Below are 15,219 nucleotides of genomic sequence, written 5' to 3' on the forward strand. Positions count from 1 at the left end.
GGTTAGCTTGATGACATTGGGCTAAGGCCATGCCCGTGGCAAGCGTCCGTCTGTTTCTGTTTCTGTTTCTACATCGCTTTGCTAGCTTCGAAACATGAAAGTGAGTTGCATCGCTTTGCTAGCTTCGAAACATGGAAGTGCTTTGCAACGGAAATCAACCTCTACTAAATATAAAAAAGGAACTGCCCTTAGTCATATTTTACGACTTTTAGGACAGTTCCATTGTTGGTTTATAGTTGTTCTAATAATTTTAGAGATTCACGATTAAATGCTGGAATATCTTCAGGTTGTCGGCTTGTCACCAATTGATTTTGGCAAACAACCACTTCTATATCTACAAATTTCGCTCCGGCATATAACATATCTTGTCCAATCGATTTATAACCCGTTGCGTCACGACCTTCAAGTGCTTTTGCCGAAATTAATAATTGTGGACCATGACAGATTGCAAATACTGGTTTCTTTGCATCCATAAAGGCTTTTGTGAATTCCACAAACCTATTATCTGCTCGTAATTGATCAGGTGAAAAACCGCCCGGTAGGAACAATGCATCGAAATCTTCAGGTTTCACATCTTCAATACCATGATCAATGGTCACCATGGCATCTCCTTGTTTGCCTTTTACTTCTTTTCCTGCTTCTTTTTCAATTGTAAATACTTCATGACCCGCTTCGTTAAATGCTCTCGTCGGATCCATATACTCGATGTCTTCAAACATATCTGTGATTAAAGTTGCAATTTTAGCCATTTCTAAATCACCCCTTAATAGTTTGTTCATCAATAGTATTCCACTAAAATATCCCATTAAACATTTTACCGATACTTGGATACCATTGGATGTCCTTTTTCTGAAAAGCGATATGGGTAATGAACCGCTTCGCCTGTATTTTGAATACCTACACGTGGACCTATTTCAATTTCAATATCCCTCTGTCCCGGGGCAATAAAAAGCGGTTCTTTCGACCAATGATGACCATAATAACTCATTCGCACATCTAGCGCTTTCGCTAATTTACCCGGACCATTCGTCCAGTTTTTCATTGGCGTTGTTCCCCTAAATTTCCTCATTAACTCTTGACCAATTACGGGTTCACCAGCCCTCAGCAACACCGCTTGTGGTTTATCAGGAGGTCCACTGACAACGTTCATTAGTGTATGTGTGTGCATTTGATATGTATAAACGAGGCCTGCCTCACCAAACATTATTTCAGTTCGTTTTGTTCGTCTATTCCCATAACTATGCGCAGCTCTGTCTTCAGGTCCCATATATGCTTCAGTTTCAATTATCTTTACAACCATTAAACCTTCCGCATGTTGATGAACAAGGTATTGCCCCACTAAGTTTCGAGCAAGTTCAATAGTTGGTTGTTGAAAAAATTCAGGTGAAATTGGTTGGAAATTCATGTGTATTCTCCCTTCTTTTATTATACTAAAACAATACATCAAATTTTAATGAAGAGGGGAAGATACGTATGAAAGAAATCATTCAAGATCTCCAACAATTTAGTAATAACCGAGGATGGAATGGTAATCATGATGCGCGCAGCTTAGCTATTTCTATATCACTTGAAGCGAGTGAACTGCTCGAATGTTTTCAATGGCGTTCAGGTGAAGAAGCAATTACTCATGATAAACAAGCAATAATTGATGAAATGGCTGATGTTTTTATTTACTTATTGCAATTATCAGATGTCCTTGGAGAAGATTTAATCATGTCTGCACGGGATAAGATGAAGAAAAACGCGATAAAGTATCCAGTTCCTTCAAAAATATAACAGATTCTTAGTACTTACTCCTATAGTCCTATTGAGTAATATAAATCTGAATATTATATTACTAGTATAAGCATAAAGGAGTTGACCGCATGAACAACTGGAAATGGTTAATTTGGATCGCTGCGGGCGCGGTTCTCTTCTTTTATATAAGAACAGATACACCAAATCACGACCAAGTAAGCGCAACTGAAACTCTTATTAAAACGTATGATCCAAAACATAATCCAAAGCAATCGCTAGCCGACTACTTGATTTTCCGTGCCATGATTTCTGGTGAAGGGAAAATGACAATAACCGGTAGTAGTGTAGCCTTTGGAACAGGATCTTCTCATCAATCCAATACGTGGCGCGGTCTCATCGAAGTGAACTTGCGAAATTCGAACCCAGCCTTAAAGAAATTAAAGGTATCCAATCATGGTCACCCAGGCTACACGTCGGTTCGTTTACTCGAAGATCATGTCACTGCTCCCATCCTAAAAGAGCAACCCGATGTCTTATTAATCGAGACATCCGTCATTAATAACCATAACAAAAATGTATCATTAGCTGACACATTCAAATCACTAGATTCGCTCTACCAATTGTACACACAGGCATTACCAGAAACACGCATTGTTTTCTTATCTCCAAATCCTTGTACAGAAAATAAATTTGGCCCACCACTCAATCAGTTTGGTCTTAAATTCACGGATTATGTCAATGAAACTGCTGACTATATTCAAAACCAAGGGTGGACTTATTTCGATACACATGGCGCTATGCTCTATGATATGAATGCACAGAGTGTTACACTCGCTTCAACTTTAAAAGACGGAATCCATCCAAATGATAGTGGATATAAAATTTGGGCAGATGTCTTATGGCCTTTTCTTAAACAAAAACAAGGGTCGCTGCCAAATCCTTTGTAATAAAAACACAACTCATGAAGTATGAGTTGTGTTTATTTGGATATTCAAACCGTTTAATCCGCTTCAGCGACTATTTATTCGGCTTCAGAGGCTGTTTATTCCGCTTCATGAGTTGTTTATTCGGCTTCGCGGACGTTTTATTCCGCTTCGCACTTATTTTCCCAACAGAAAAGAGGTTACCACTATTTCGGTAACCTCCTATCTTCTCATTATTCTTCGATTAAACCTTTTTCAATCAAGAAGTCACGTGCTACATCTTCAGCTTTTTCGCCGTCAATATCAACTTGGGCATTCATTTTTTGCATATCGTCTATTGAAATCTTACCAGCTAATTCGTTTAATACTTCTTCAAGTTCCGGGTACGTTTCTAGTGTTTCTTGACGTACTAGGGGGGCTGCATCGTATTTAGGGAAGAACCCTTTATCATCTGTTGTAATTTCTAAATCAAAACGTTCAATACGACCGTCTGTTGTAAATGCTGTAATGACATCAACATCCCCACGCTTGACTGCTTCGTACATAATATTTGGATCTAAGCTTTCATTTTTAGAGAATTCAAATGGATATACTTTAACTAATGCATCGAAACCATCCCCTGGACGCTCATAAAATGCGTGAGGTGCACCGAATACGATGTCTTCTGATTTTGATGCTTCGACTAAATCAGAATATGTTTTTGCGTTATAATTTTGGTCCTTACTATAAGCCAAAGTGTAAGTATTTTCAAAGCCAAGTGGCTCTAACCATGTCACACCATACTTCTCTTCATACCCTTTACGAACGCGTTCTAATATACTTTCAGAACTTTCACCTTGTTCAAGATCTTCTTCTAATACTGATTGCAAGCCAGTGCCTGTATATTCTACATAGACATCGATATCACCTTTTTCAAGTGCTGGTGTTAAGATTGCCACTTCGCCTAAACCGTCTTTGTAATCCACGGCATAATCCGTTTTGGCTTCCACGTATTGACCTAATAGTTGAGGTAGAATGAACTGCTCTGTAAATAGTTTTCCACTAAAGATGATTGGTTCACTTGTGTCCCCTCCAGCATCGTTTGATGAGCCACAACCAACTAATACAATTGATGCAAAAAGTGCTACCCCTATTAATCTTTTTTTCATTTCAATTCCCCCTAATGTATTTTCATTCCTTTTGGCGTTGCTTTCTTTTCAACCATTTTCAATATGAAATCAAAGCCAATGGCAAGTAACGCTACAGGTAGTGCACCTGCTAAGACAAGCGAATTATTATACGATTGTAAACCACGGTATATGACATCGCCTAAACCTCCGGCACCCACAAATGTAGCAAGTGTAGCAATTCCTACAGTTAACACAGTAGCTGTTCGAATGCCTGCCATGATAAATGGCAGAGCGAGTGGAAATTCAAGTTGTTTTAATATTTGAGTACGTGTCATTCCCATTCCACGACCTGCTTCGATAATGGAAGAATCGACACTTGTGAGTCCAGTGTACGTATTACGTAAAATAGGTAGTAGTGCATATATAATAAGTGCAATTAGCGCAGTATTAGAGCCTATTCCAATGACTGGTACTAAAAATCCAAATAGCGCTAAACTTGGTATTGTTTGAAAAACTGCCGTTACTCCTATAACTGGTTCTGCGTATTTACCATAGCGAGCAATCAATATGCCAAGTGGTAACGCGATGGCAATTCCAACCGCCAAAGCAACAAAAGATAAGTAAATGTGTTGGAGGAACGCTTCTATAATGAGATCCGAACGACTTTGAAGCGTCTCTAAAAATTTAGTCATGAGAAGAAGCACCTTCTTCCTTTGCAACTACAGCCTTCAAAATTGCTGATTGGGTGATATAACCATCTAATTCTTCATTGGTGTAAACAGCCAATACATCTGTATGCGGTTGGTCTAGCAATGTAATGGCGACTTCCACATTTTCTGTCGAGTTTACAGAACCAATCTGCTCGCCGATTTTAGATTGTAAAAAATACGAAGACAGTTCCCTAATTTTACGCTTTCCAAAAGTTCGTTTTCGATTGATTCGATCTTGTCCAATAAAATTACGTACAAAGTCATTTTTAGGATCGTGGATAAGGTCATTTGAAGAACCTATTTGTTCCACTTCCCCAGCACGTAACACAATAATGTGGTCGGCTATTTTTAATGCTTCATCCATGTCATGCGTGACAAAAACGATGGTTTTTTTAATACGTTTTTGGAGATTTCGTAATTCATCTTGAAGTTGTTCTCTACTAATCGGATCAAGTGCGCTAAATGGTTCGTCCATTAACATAATATTAGGATCTCCAGCAAGTGCGCGTACAACTCCAATGCGCTGTTGCTGGCCTCCACTTAGTTCAAGAGGGAATCGCTCCAAATACGTATCTGGATCAAGTCCGACGATATTCATAAGTTCGCGTATTCGAGTTTGCGTTTTTTCTTCTGACCATCCTTTTAATTTAGGTACGATCGAAGCATTTTTGGCAATCGTCATATGAGGAAATAAGCCAATGCGCTGAATTACATAGCCGATGGAACGTCTGAGTTCCACATCGTCTCGATCTTTAATGGATAGTTCATCAATCAATACCTCACCAGAAGTTGGTGCTTCTAAGTGATTTATCATTTTCATTAATGTAGTTTTCCCGCATCCACTTGGACCAATAATTACGGTTAACTTGCCTGTTGGGATAGTTAATGAAACGTTTTTTAATGCTTCTGTCCCATCCGCAAATTGCTTCGTGACTTGATCAAATCGAATCACAGCTTCAGCTCCTTTTTAAGCTTCAGTATGTATATCTATTTTCTATTACCCTAATTACTATAATAAGTATGCATGAATAACTTATTATTTTCAAAAATGAATGCTCCTCTTTTAAACAATTATTGGAAGGAACATTCTATTCTACTTAATTCAGTTTTTCGAAATTATATTCTTAATCCTATTCTTCTAGGAATTTCTTCTATTAAGAAAGAAGATATTTAGCCATATTAGTTCTTAGAGTTGTTTTGAAACAAACTCAACATGAATAGAGTCTGCGATTTTTTGATACCCAATTTCTTGATAAATTTTGTTAGAAGTTGGGTTCATCATATCTGTATAAAGCACACAAAAATCATAAACCTTTAATAGCTCCTCACTCCCTGCAGCTACCAAGGTTCGCGCATACCCTTTTGTCCGTTCTTCTTGTGGAGTATAAACAAAAGATACTGTGACACCTTGCTCAGTAGGGCGGGCTTTCTTCATCATCGATACAATTTTCCCACCGTCTTCCCAAAAGAAGACCTCTTGATTCTCCAAAAACTGTACGACACGTTCTTTTACGACTTCCATCGGTGGATTTTCTATTCCTGCATCATTTCCAAATGCGACATACCACTCTTCAATTAAAGCCGCTTCGTCTTCCCTTGCATAGCGCCACGATCCTGAACTCTTTACTAGGGTTTCATTGACTTCGTCTAATCGATATAAACCTTGATCCATTAATACTATTGTTTTAAATTGAGTTAACTCTTGCCATTTGAATGCAAATTTAGAAACAACAGATTTTAACCCGACTGCTGACAAAATTGGTATCCTTTTCTCAAAAAATTCATTTGTAGCAAACGTCAAAATGTCGTCCATTATCGCTTCATTAATGATAATTATATTTAATGGATGAGGAGGTGTCATTTGAAAAAGAGCTACGACACGCCCTTCCTTTTCAATTGCCACCATTAATGGATTGTCATAATGACCCGCTTTTATACCTTGAAGTACACCACTAAACAAACTATATAAATCTTCATTTTTTGTTAAATAAGGTTGTGCTTTTTCTTCAAACTCTTGAACACTCTCATATTGAAAGAATTTCATTTTAACAAATCTCCTCACGTGTTTTTAAAAATAATACACAAACCGAAATAGTTTGTCACCAATCTTTCAAAATAATAGGAATTCTATTTTTGAATAAGTGACTTACTAGTAGCTTCCTTTTTCTCCAAAAGTGAACTATTTACTGCCTTCTTTCGTTTACTCTATGTAAGGAAGTTGTGAACATTTTTAACCTTCTGTATGATGTAAATAGAGTAATCGTACATAGGGGGGTAGAAATGGGTAAATTAACTGATGCGCAGCTTTATCTTCGGATGAGATCAAATGACCAGGCAGCGCTTGAAGAAATATATGATCGTTACGAACGTCTAGTTTATTCCTTTGCGTATCGCATGACACAAAATGTGCAAATGGCTGAAGATACTGTTCAAGAAGTTTTTATTAAGCTATGGAAAGAACATGCTCCTTATACAGAAGATAAAGGAAAGTTTTCTTCTTGGCTTTTAACAATGACCCGAAATACTTCACTTGATGCAATAAGAAAAAAAGGCAAACAACAAGAAGTCGGTTTGCTCGATAAAGATGCCGAACAAATGAAAGCACCTATTAATGAAATTCCTGAACAAATGCTTGAGTGGAAAGAAAAGGGAACGGTCTTGCGTAAAGCCATGAAACGTTTAAAAATTGAACAACGAACAATCGTGGAACTATTTTATTTCCATGGCCTTTCACAAGAATCCATTTCAACAAAACTCGACATACCACTAGGTACAGTGAAAAGTCGAATTCGATTAGCTCTACAGCATTTACGTAAACATTTAGAGAAGGAAAGGGGGATGTCACCAAATGGACCGTCAGATGTGTGATCAACTCGTTGATTATTTTAATGGACAATTAAGTGAAGTCGAAAAGCATGCTTTTGAAAAACATTTATCGACTTGCGAAGACTGTCAAATAGAACTTGCTGAATGGCAAGCTTTAACGGATGATTTACCGTATGTTTCGGCTACTATAAATCCCCCTGAAGGTATGAAAGCACGGATACTTAATACAGTCTTTGAAGAAGGACTTGAAAAAGATAAAACACCAGTTACGCCTATCGTTTCAAGTGAAAAGATTACACCTAAACCTATAAAAAAGAATAGAAGCTTTTCTTGGTTACCTGCTGTAGCTGCTGCATTGATGCTTTCAGTTGGTGCTAATATTTTCTTAGCTTCCATTGTAAAAAATCAGCAAGATGATATCGTGGCTCAAAATGAAACAGTCGATCAATTGCTTGCATTCGTAAATTTGAGTCCTGTTGATGGAGATGCTACTGGTACAGCATCCATTGTGAAACACGGAGATGAAACTCGCGTTGTCGTACAGGCAAGTTCCTTACCAGCACTGTCAAATGACGAAGTATATCAAGTTTGGTTGATTGATGAGAATGGACCAATCAGAGCAGGAACATTTAAATCGGATTCACAAGACGGAGCAGTTGTCTTTACACTACCTGAAGGTTTGAATAAAGATTGGTCGCAAGTAGCTGTCTCTCACGAACCAAATGCCGAAAGTAAATCACCATTAGGCAATGTATTAATGGCATCAGAATTTTAATAAAACGAAGAATTGAGTGGGTTTTTCATACCCGCTCAATTTTTTTGTTTTAGGAATGGGACTAGATGGCTGTTTTCACGCTCACTGAGGCAACTTTGGATCTGATTGGGGCAACTTTGGATCTGATTGGGGCAACTTTCACGCTCACTGGGGTAACTTTGGATCTCATTGGGGCAACTTTCACTCTTAATGGGGCAACTAACCAATTGCCTCCTAATTCTATGTGTTTTAAACTTTTCTTTTTAAAAAGTGATCCAAAGTGAATTTGTCTTCGTTAGCTATTCGAAATCAAATAAAACAAACACAGAGGAGAGAATTTAAAATGAAAAAACGCACATTATTAGCAATTCCTTTATCAATGGGTTTACTGGTACCAACAGCAGCTTTTGCTAACGATCATGAAGGTAAAGCAGCAGAAACAAATGCGGATACTAGCGTCTCTACTCCTGCATCAGAACTTCGTTCAACACTAGGTCATTTATTCACCGAACATGCTTTCTTAGCAGTTGAGACTATGAAAAAAGGTGCTGACGGCACTGAAGATTTTGAAGCACTAGCTGGCGAACTTAGCAAAAACACAGATGACTTAACAGCAGCAGTTGCATCAGTATATGGAGAAGAAGCAGGTGTTGCATTTAAAGAGATCTGGAGTTCACATATTGGCTACTTTGTTGACTATGTAAAAGCTACTGGAGCAGATGACCAAGCTGGTAAAGATAAAGCCTTAGCTGAACTTGACGGATACATTGTTAAACAAGCTGCTTTCTTAGAGACAGCTACTGAAGGTCGTTTAAAAGCAGCTGACTTAGAAGCTGGATTAACAATGCACGTTGACCAATTAGTTTGGGCATTTGACAGCTATGTAGCTGGTGACTATGAAACTGGTTACATGAACGAACGTGAAGCAATTAAACATATGACTATGGTAGCAGCTGGATTATCAACTGCAATCACTGATCAATTCCCTGATAAATTCGAAAAAACATTGGCTGTTACACCTGCCGCTGACCTACGTGCTACACTTGACCAAGTATTTACAGAACATGCTGGTTTAGCAGTAATGACAATGCAAAATGGTATTGATGGAGATCCAGACTTTGATGCATCTGCAGCAGCTTTACTTGCAAATGCTGACGATTTATCAGCAGCAGTTGCTTCATTTTACGGTGAAGAAGGCGGAGCGGCATTTGAAGAAATTTGGAAATCGCATATTGGTTACTTCGTTGACTACGTAACAGCTACCGCTAACGATGACCAAGCTGGTAAAGACCAAGCAATGGCTGAACTTGATGAATATGTTGTTGATCAAGCAGCATTCTTAGCAGCGGCAACTGAAGACCGTTTACCAGCTGCAGATCTTGAAGCTGGACTTACTGAACATGTTACACAGTTATTAGCAGCATTTGATCAGTATGAAGCTGGTGACTATGAAGCATCTTACGCTTCACTTCGTCAATCTTACGCACATATGTTAATGCCTTCAGCAGGTTTATCTCAAACAATCGTAGATCAATTCCCAGATAAATTCAGTGGACAATCTATGCCAGACGGTATGCCTAAAACGGGTATGGGTGGTACAGCAGATCAAGATGGAATGTCTTATGAGTGGTTCCTACTTGGTGGTTTATTAGCAGCAGGTCTAGGTGGCGCATATACATTACGTAGACGTTCGAACGAGGCATAATCACTTGAAGAAATTACTTAGTAGCATTTTAGGTCTCTCGCTCCTTCTCTCGGCTTGCCAAGCACAAGAAGCAGCATCAGAACCAGAGGCCACTGTAGAAAAACAAGAGACTTCCAGTGAGGAAGTCTCCGCTTCTACACAAAAAACAAACTTATCCTTAGGTGAAAGCAAACTAACTGCTTCTAAACTCATAAAAGATGAAAGACAAGGTATTGTTCCTTCTCGTCTTCAGATTCCCGCTATTAATGTGGATGCTAAAGTTAGTCCATCTGGATTGCTTGAAAATGGAGATATGGATGTACCCAATGATATTGTATCGACTGGTTGGTTCGAAAATGGCTATAAGCCAGGTCAACCGGGGAACTCAGTTATTGCAGGACATGTTGATGGAAAAAATGGACCTGCCGTATTTTATGATATTGGAAAATTAAAAAATGGCGATGAAATTCTCGTTACAGGTGAAGACGGATCAGAACTCGTTTTTGTTGTTAATAAGATTGAAATTTACCCGTTTGATGAATCTCCCCTTAGAGAGATTTTCGGATTTAGTAATGGTAGTAGATTAAACCTCATCACATGTACAGGTGAATACAATAAAGATGGTTCATTTTACGAAGACCGACTTGTTGTCTACACCACTTTAAAAACAGCATAAAAAGAGTGAATCTTCCTTAAATGGACGGTTCACTCTTTTTTGTCGTGATATTTAGAAGCCACTGTTTCACTTCTTTAGGTGATTTGAACATAATGACATCAGTTTGAACGTTAGTTAAAATGTCTAACATTCCCGGTCGTGCATCTTTTGGATAACGCCAAATCCATTGAACAAACTCCCAATCAATTTTCTCTGGACAATTTATCCCCATATCAGGGCGGGTTGTCCCACGGTAGATCCATGCCCGCTTACACGCGCGATATAAACAAACTATATTTGAAAAATCAAGATAAATGATTAGGTCTGCATATTGCGCACGCAGTTTGATAGTGGAATCATAATTTCCATCTATGATCCACTCAGGTTTCTCTAGTTCGCCTTTCACTTTCTCATTAAACTCAGGACGTGGCGATGGATTCCACCCTGGCTGCCAAAACAGCGCATCTAGATGAACTATCGGTATATCCCATAGTTCTCCAAGTCGGCGTGATAACGTAGATTTCCCCGCACCTCCTGACCCCACAATTAATATTCGCCGATGTTTATGCTGCATCTTCTTCAAATGAACAAACTCCAATCGTATTCCCGTCCAGATCTTTAAATTGATAAAATTCAACATTACCGCCACTTTCTACAGGTGTTGCTTCTACTCCAGCATCTAACATGGCGTGATGGGTGGCATGGATATCTGTTGTATATAAGTTAAACCACTCATGTTCTGATGGTTTAATAGTACCCATTTGTGGATTTCTGACGAGTGTAAAGGCGGTTTCCCCATCCCCGATATCCATGGCAGCATAACCATTTTTCTCATCATGCCATTTCAATGAAAATCCACACTTTTCTTCAAACCACCTAATCGAACGATACATATCTTGCACAGGTAAAAACACCGTATCAATTCTCTTGAACATAGTTGAATTCCTCCCTTTCCACTTAAAGTTAATAGCTTCATTTTAACAAGAAATGAACGTAATCGCTATAGAATATTGAAAATTCTGAATAAATAACCATAAAAAAGACTCTCCGTTATAAGAGAGTCATGGAATACCATTATTCTAATTCTGTTTGTTTCGTTTCTACTCCTAGAATAACAACCGCTAATACACCTATAACTATGGCAACACAGAAAATGCTAAAAATCCAGCCGATATCGTAACCTCTCATCACAAGTGTCCCAACTAATAAAGGTCCCAAAATACCACCAATACGTCCAATAGAAGCTGCCATTCCTGCTCCAGTCGCCCGAATAACTGAAGGATATTGTTCAGGTGTATACGCGTATAATGCACCCCATGCACCTAAATTAAAGAAGGATAAGAAAGCGCCAAATACAATAAGTGACATCGTTGTATCGGCATTACCAAAGGCAAATGCACTTGCTGCTGTACCTAGTAAATAAGTAACTAACACAAATTTACGTCCTGCTATTTCAATTAACCAAGCAGCTGTAAAATACCCTGGTAACTGCGCAAGCGTCATAAGTAAGACATATTTAAAACTTGTAATTAAGTCAAAACCTTTAATCACCATGACACTCGGCAACCATAAGAACATGCCGTAATAAGAGAATACAACAGTAAACCACAAAATCCATAACATTAATGTTGGTTTCGCATAGGCTTTAGACCATAGTGCTTTAATATTTTGTCCATACGTACGATTTCGCACTTTTTTTGCGGTAAACTGAGGTGAATCGGGTAATTTTAATCGTAAATAAATAGCATAAAATGCTGGTAAAGCTGTAATAATAAGAGCAACTCTCCAGCCATAATCTGGAATGATGAAATATGAAATTAAGGCAGCTATTAACCATCCTGCTGCCCAAAAACTTTCTAACAACACTACGACTCGACCACGTTCTTTCGCTTCCACACTTTCTGCTACAAGAGTTGATGCCACAGGAAGTTCTCCCCCTAGACCCATCCCTACAAAAAATCTAAATATCAAAAAGATAGCCAGAGTTGTGGAAAATGCAGAAAGTCCACTTGCCACAGAGAATAGGACCAGCGTAATTATGAATACACGCTTACGACCAACTCGATCGGCAAGTAATCCAAATACAAGTGCGCCTATTGCCATACCAAAAGAGTTTACACTGCCAATCCAACCCATTTGACCTGGAGATAAGTTCCATTCAATAGCTAAAGCTGCGATAACAAATGATAAAATTCCTACATCCATCGCATCGAACATCCATCCAAGCCCGGCTATCCCTAATAATTTATTACGTGTTAAAGGCTTAACTTCTTTTTCTTTTATAGTAGTCATACATGATCTCCTTGTCATGACACATGTCATCATTTGTCTTTACACAATAGTATAGTGGTATAGACACACACACGCAATACCGTAGGGCTTAGCAATCCAGATTTGAGCTACCCCGACGGTGGAAGAACCAAATCTATTGTTTGGAAATATTTTGCACAACCTGGAGAGCTTGATACATTAAAAAGCACGTTCCTTAGCAATGTAAGAAACGTGCGCTTTCCTTCTATGCAATTAATAGCAAACTTAGCGCCATCACAGCCATACCACCTACTACACCATAAATAGACAGATGCGCTTCATCGTATCTTTGTGCAGCAGGCAATAATTCATCTAACGAAATAAACACCATAATACCCGCCACTCCGGCAAAAATCATACCAAACATTATATCGTTTAAAAATGGCATTAATATTAAAAAAGCAAAAATAGCACCTACAGGCTCTGCTAATCCAGATAAAAATGACCATTTAAATGCTTTTTTACGGTCCCCAGTTGCATAATAAATTGGTACTGCAACCGCAATTCCTTCAGGTACGTTGTGGATCGCTACTGCAATAGCTATAGCAATCCCTAAATTAGGATCTTGTAGGGCGGAGACAAACGTTGCAATTCCTTCTGGGAAATTATGAATTCCTATGGCCAGCGCTGTAAATAAACCCATACGCATTAATTTTGAATGTTCGTCATTGGTTGGTTGTTTATCCATATCCTCCACAGCTTTAACTTCATGAGGATTAGTAGATTTCGGCAATAATTTATCGATTAATGCAATTAAAAATATTCCACTAAAGAACCCGATAACCGTTAACCAATACCCTTGAGAAGAACCTAATTCATTAACTAAGGCATCTTTGGCTTTCACAAAAATTTCAATCATTGAAACGTAAATCATGACCCCTGCAGAAAAACCTAGTGCTAACGATAAAAATTTGGTGTTTGTTCGTTTAGTTACTAAAGCTAATAAACTTCCAATACCTGTTGCTAAACCTGCAAAAAGTGTTAATGCTAATGCAAATAGGACATTTCCATCCATTTCCCCATCTTCTTTCTCTATCCATCTGTTAAATTTATTTTATGAGAAAAGTTTCAGTTACACAAATATCTTCAACTATGAAGCCTGAATTCACAATTAATCGAATTAACGAGAGAGTCACATCAAAGAAATTCCGTTTTAGCATGTTCATATCCATACAATAAAAATGCCATGAAGACAGGGTTCACGGTACTCTAAATTTATATACGTTCTTTTCTTTCAAAAAAAGAATCCTACGCAGTAAACAGCGTAAGATTCCGTCTATTCTGGTTGGATTATTCTTTTTTTGAAGTTGCGATTTCGCCATTCATACCATACCACCACTACAACAAAGAAAGCATAGCCGCACATCCAGCCAGCTACCACATCCGTACCATAATGATGATTTCCAGCAATACGTGATAAGCCCACTAGTAACGTTAGCACAATTGCACTAAGCCAAATTGTAATACGTCGTTTCGTAGACATTTGATTTTCGGTTAATAAATACGCATACGTAAATAAGTACAATAAACCAACCATTGCATGACCCGAAGGAAAACTAAAACTAGTTAGTTGGTGAGGAATATCCGGGCGTACCCTTTGCACCCATTCCTTTAAGGCATGATTCAATAAATTTCCACCACCTACCGTAAATAACACAAATAACACGCCTCTGTGGTTTCCTCGTCTAAATGCTAAATATAAAATTAATAAAATTGCTGCAGAACCAATCCAGATAGGTTCGCCAATATAATGGAAGAAACGAATAAATTCATTTCCAATCAGCGCTTTTCCTATTTTTTCATCAAACTCAATCATTTCTTCATAAGTAAAACTAAAATATAAGGCAATAAAGCCGATGAGCATCAAAATAGCCAACGAATAAAACCATTTCTTCACGACATTCACGCTCCTTATTTATAATAATCTTATCATATTCCTTCTACTAATTTCCTGGAATTTGTCGAATGACTATGACTTTCGTTTCAAATCAAATGAGTTACGTTTAATTCATTCCTCCAGTGGTAGAGTACTAACGTGTCACAATATAAACGATTTAAAGGAGGATTTTAAAATGACGGTAATGTATAAAGAATATGTAACTGATGAGGAAGCCATTCTTGGGATTCAAGATATTAAAACTAAAGGTGTTCATGAAGATGATATTTATGTACTTACGCATGAAAATCACCGTACAAATCAGGTAGCTGACATGGCAGATGCGAATACAGTTGGTGTTACTGAACAAGGACTAGGAACATCGATTGCAAATGTTTTCCGTAAAAAAGGAGACGAGCTTCGCGCTCAATTTGAAGAGTTAGGATTTAGTCAACCAGAAGCAGTGCAATTAGAAGAAAAGCTAGACGAGCATAAAGTAATTGTGGTTGTGAAAAATTCACCTGTAGGATTTATGTATTAGGACAACTTGATATCTACAAAGTAACAACTCGCGATTAAGTAAGCACAAATCTTATATTTAATTACTTTTAAAAAGAGCCTACCGATAATATTAT

At 38.1% G+C, this 15,219-nt stretch carries 18 protein-coding genes; 7 read left to right on the forward strand and 11 right to left on the reverse strand.

Annotated elements, in window-relative coordinates; translation table 11 throughout:
* Nucleotides 1–230 precede the first annotated feature (230 nt).
* Nucleotides 231–749, reverse strand: coding sequence for a type 1 glutamine amidotransferase domain-containing protein (locus tag C406_RS0118075; protein ID WP_017382064.1), 519 nt, complete (start codon nucleotides 747–749; stop codon nucleotides 231–233).
* Nucleotides 750–814: 65 nt separating this feature from the next.
* Nucleotides 815–1,405 (reverse strand): DNA-3-methyladenine glycosylase, encoded by a 591-nt coding sequence (locus C406_RS0118080; RefSeq protein WP_017382065.1) that lies wholly within the window; start codon nucleotides 1,403–1,405, stop codon nucleotides 815–817.
* 68 nt (nucleotides 1,406–1,473) lie between these two features.
* Here C406_RS0118080 and C406_RS0118085 point away from each other — a divergent pair, with 68 nt between their 5' ends.
* Nucleotides 1,474–1,776, forward strand: coding sequence for a nucleotide pyrophosphohydrolase (locus tag C406_RS0118085; RefSeq protein WP_017382066.1), 303 nt, complete (start codon nucleotides 1,474–1,476; stop codon nucleotides 1,774–1,776).
* A gap of 89 nt (nucleotides 1,777–1,865) precedes the next feature.
* Nucleotides 1,866–2,684 (forward strand): SGNH/GDSL hydrolase family protein, encoded by an 819-nt coding sequence (locus tag C406_RS0118090; protein ID WP_017382067.1) that lies wholly within the window; start codon nucleotides 1,866–1,868, stop codon nucleotides 2,682–2,684.
* Nucleotides 2,685–2,893: 209 nt separating this feature from the next.
* Here the strand turns inward: C406_RS0118090 and C406_RS0118095 are convergent, their stop codons facing one another.
* The 4 genes from C406_RS0118095 to C406_RS0118110 all read right to left on the reverse strand — a co-directional run bounded on the left by C406_RS0118095 (nucleotide 2,894) and on the right by C406_RS0118110 (nucleotide 6,523).
* A complete protein-coding gene (locus tag C406_RS0118095; RefSeq protein ID WP_017382068.1) occupies nucleotides 2,894–3,808 on the reverse strand; it encodes an ABC transporter substrate-binding protein in 915 nt (304 codons plus the stop codon).
* An 11-nt stretch (nucleotides 3,809–3,819) separates the two neighbouring features.
* Nucleotides 3,820–4,461, reverse strand: coding sequence for an ABC transporter permease (locus tag C406_RS0118100; RefSeq protein WP_017382069.1), 642 nt, complete (start codon nucleotides 4,459–4,461; stop codon nucleotides 3,820–3,822).
* Nucleotides 4,454–5,431, reverse strand: coding sequence for an ABC transporter ATP-binding protein (locus tag C406_RS0118105; RefSeq protein ID WP_017382070.1), 978 nt, complete (start codon nucleotides 5,429–5,431; stop codon nucleotides 4,454–4,456). Before C406_RS0118105 ends, C406_RS0118100 begins: the two co-directional genes overlap by 8 nt.
* Nucleotides 5,432–5,665: 234 nt before the next feature.
* A complete protein-coding gene (locus tag C406_RS0118110; RefSeq protein WP_017382071.1) occupies nucleotides 5,666–6,523 on the reverse strand; it encodes a GNAT family N-acetyltransferase in 858 nt (285 codons plus the stop codon).
* 236 nt (nucleotides 6,524–6,759) lie between these two features.
* On the opposite strand from C406_RS0118110, the gene C406_RS0118115 reads away from it, so the two are divergent.
* The 4 genes from C406_RS0118115 to C406_RS0118135 all read left to right on the forward strand — a co-directional run bounded on the left by C406_RS0118115 (nucleotide 6,760) and on the right by C406_RS0118135 (nucleotide 10,419).
* Nucleotides 6,760–7,347, forward strand: coding sequence for an RNA polymerase sigma factor (locus tag C406_RS0118115; protein ID WP_017382072.1), 588 nt, complete (start codon nucleotides 6,760–6,762; stop codon nucleotides 7,345–7,347).
* Nucleotides 7,328–8,080, forward strand: a complete 753-nt coding sequence (locus tag C406_RS0118120) for an anti-sigma factor (RefSeq protein WP_017382073.1) — start codon at nucleotides 7,328–7,330, stop codon at nucleotides 8,078–8,080. The genes C406_RS0118115 and C406_RS0118120 overlap by 20 nt, the downstream gene beginning before the upstream one ends.
* A 322-nt stretch (nucleotides 8,081–8,402) precedes the next feature.
* Nucleotides 8,403–9,764 carry a hypothetical protein gene (locus tag C406_RS0118130; RefSeq protein ID WP_017382075.1) on the forward strand — a complete coding sequence of 454 codons (1,362 nt, stop codon included), beginning with the start codon at nucleotides 8,403–8,405 and terminating at the stop codon, nucleotides 9,762–9,764.
* A 4-nt stretch (nucleotides 9,765–9,768) separates the two neighbouring features.
* Nucleotides 9,769–10,419 carry a class F sortase gene (locus tag C406_RS0118135; RefSeq protein WP_017382076.1) on the forward strand — a complete coding sequence of 217 codons (651 nt, stop codon included), beginning with the start codon at nucleotides 9,769–9,771 and terminating at the stop codon, nucleotides 10,417–10,419.
* A 16-nt stretch (nucleotides 10,420–10,435) separates the two neighbouring features.
* Here C406_RS0118135 and C406_RS0118140 read toward each other — a convergent pair whose 3' ends face one another.
* The 5 genes from C406_RS0118140 to C406_RS0118160 all read right to left on the reverse strand — a co-directional run bounded on the left by C406_RS0118140 (nucleotide 10,436) and on the right by C406_RS0118160 (nucleotide 14,605).
* Nucleotides 10,436–10,972: an adenylate kinase gene (locus C406_RS0118140; protein ID WP_036655101.1), complete on the reverse strand. Its 537-nt coding sequence runs from the start codon at nucleotides 10,970–10,972 to the stop codon at nucleotides 10,436–10,438.
* Entirely contained in the window at nucleotides 10,962–11,333 is a 372-nt protein-coding gene (locus C406_RS0118145) for a VOC family protein (protein ID WP_017382078.1), read from the reverse strand. The genes C406_RS0118140 and C406_RS0118145 overlap by 11 nt, the downstream gene beginning before the upstream one ends.
* Nucleotides 11,334–11,472: 139 nt before the next feature.
* A complete protein-coding gene (locus C406_RS0118150; protein WP_017382079.1) occupies nucleotides 11,473–12,690 on the reverse strand; it encodes an MFS transporter in 1,218 nt (405 codons plus the stop codon).
* 223 nt (nucleotides 12,691–12,913) lie between these two features.
* Nucleotides 12,914–13,723, reverse strand: a complete 810-nt coding sequence (zupT, locus tag C406_RS0118155) for a zinc transporter ZupT (RefSeq protein ID WP_017382080.1) — start codon at nucleotides 13,721–13,723, stop codon at nucleotides 12,914–12,916.
* A 261-nt stretch (nucleotides 13,724–13,984) separates the two neighbouring features.
* Nucleotides 13,985–14,605, reverse strand: coding sequence for a phosphatase PAP2 family protein (locus C406_RS0118160; protein WP_017382081.1), 621 nt, complete (start codon nucleotides 14,603–14,605; stop codon nucleotides 13,985–13,987).
* 175 nt (nucleotides 14,606–14,780) lie between these two features.
* Here C406_RS0118160 and C406_RS0118165 point away from each other — a divergent pair, with 175 nt between their 5' ends.
* A complete protein-coding gene (locus C406_RS0118165; protein ID WP_017382082.1) occupies nucleotides 14,781–15,125 on the forward strand; it encodes a general stress protein in 345 nt (114 codons plus the stop codon).
* The last annotated feature ends 94 nt before the right edge of the window (nucleotides 15,126–15,219 follow it).

The organism is Paenisporosarcina sp. TG-14 (assembly GCF_000297555.1).
GTDB lineage: Bacteria > Bacillota > Bacilli > Bacillales_A > Planococcaceae > Paenisporosarcina > Paenisporosarcina antarctica.

Coding starts and splice junctions, on each gene's coding strand:
- C406_RS0118150 (WP_017382079.1), bottom strand. CDS start 12,690: ATGACTACTATAAAAGAAAAAGAAGTTAAGCCTTTAACACGTAATAAA.
- C406_RS0118145 (WP_017382078.1), bottom strand. CDS start 11,333: ATGTTCAAGAGAATTGATACGGTGTTTTTACCTGTGCAAGATATGTAT.
- C406_RS0118075 (WP_017382064.1), bottom strand. CDS start 749: ATGGCTAAAATTGCAACTTTAATCACAGATATGTTTGAAGACATCGAG.
- C406_RS0118095 (WP_017382068.1), bottom strand. CDS start 3,808: ATGAAAAAAAGATTAATAGGGGTAGCACTTTTTGCATCAATTGTATTA.
- C406_RS0118120 (WP_017382073.1), top strand. CDS start 7,328: ATGGACCGTCAGATGTGTGATCAACTCGTTGATTATTTTAATGGACAA.
- C406_RS0118080 (WP_017382065.1), bottom strand. CDS start 1,405: ATGAATTTCCAACCAATTTCACCTGAATTTTTTCAACAACCAACTATT.
- C406_RS0118130 (WP_017382075.1), top strand. CDS start 8,403: ATGAAAAAACGCACATTATTAGCAATTCCTTTATCAATGGGTTTACTG.
- C406_RS0118165 (WP_017382082.1), top strand. CDS start 14,781: ATGACGGTAATGTATAAAGAATATGTAACTGATGAGGAAGCCATTCTT.
- C406_RS0118110 (WP_017382071.1), bottom strand. CDS start 6,523: ATGAAATTCTTTCAATATGAGAGTGTTCAAGAGTTTGAAGAAAAAGCA.
- C406_RS0118115 (WP_017382072.1), top strand. CDS start 6,760: ATGGGTAAATTAACTGATGCGCAGCTTTATCTTCGGATGAGATCAAAT.
- C406_RS0118140 (WP_036655101.1), bottom strand. CDS start 10,972: ATGCAGCATAAACATCGGCGAATATTAATTGTGGGGTCAGGAGGTGCG.
- C406_RS0118085 (WP_017382066.1), top strand. CDS start 1,474: ATGAAAGAAATCATTCAAGATCTCCAACAATTTAGTAATAACCGAGGA.
- C406_RS0118100 (WP_017382069.1), bottom strand. CDS start 4,461: ATGACTAAATTTTTAGAGACGCTTCAAAGTCGTTCGGATCTCATTATA.
- zupT (WP_017382080.1), bottom strand. CDS start 13,723: ATGGATGGAAATGTCCTATTTGCATTAGCATTAACACTTTTTGCAGGT.
- C406_RS0118090 (WP_017382067.1), top strand. CDS start 1,866: ATGAACAACTGGAAATGGTTAATTTGGATCGCTGCGGGCGCGGTTCTC.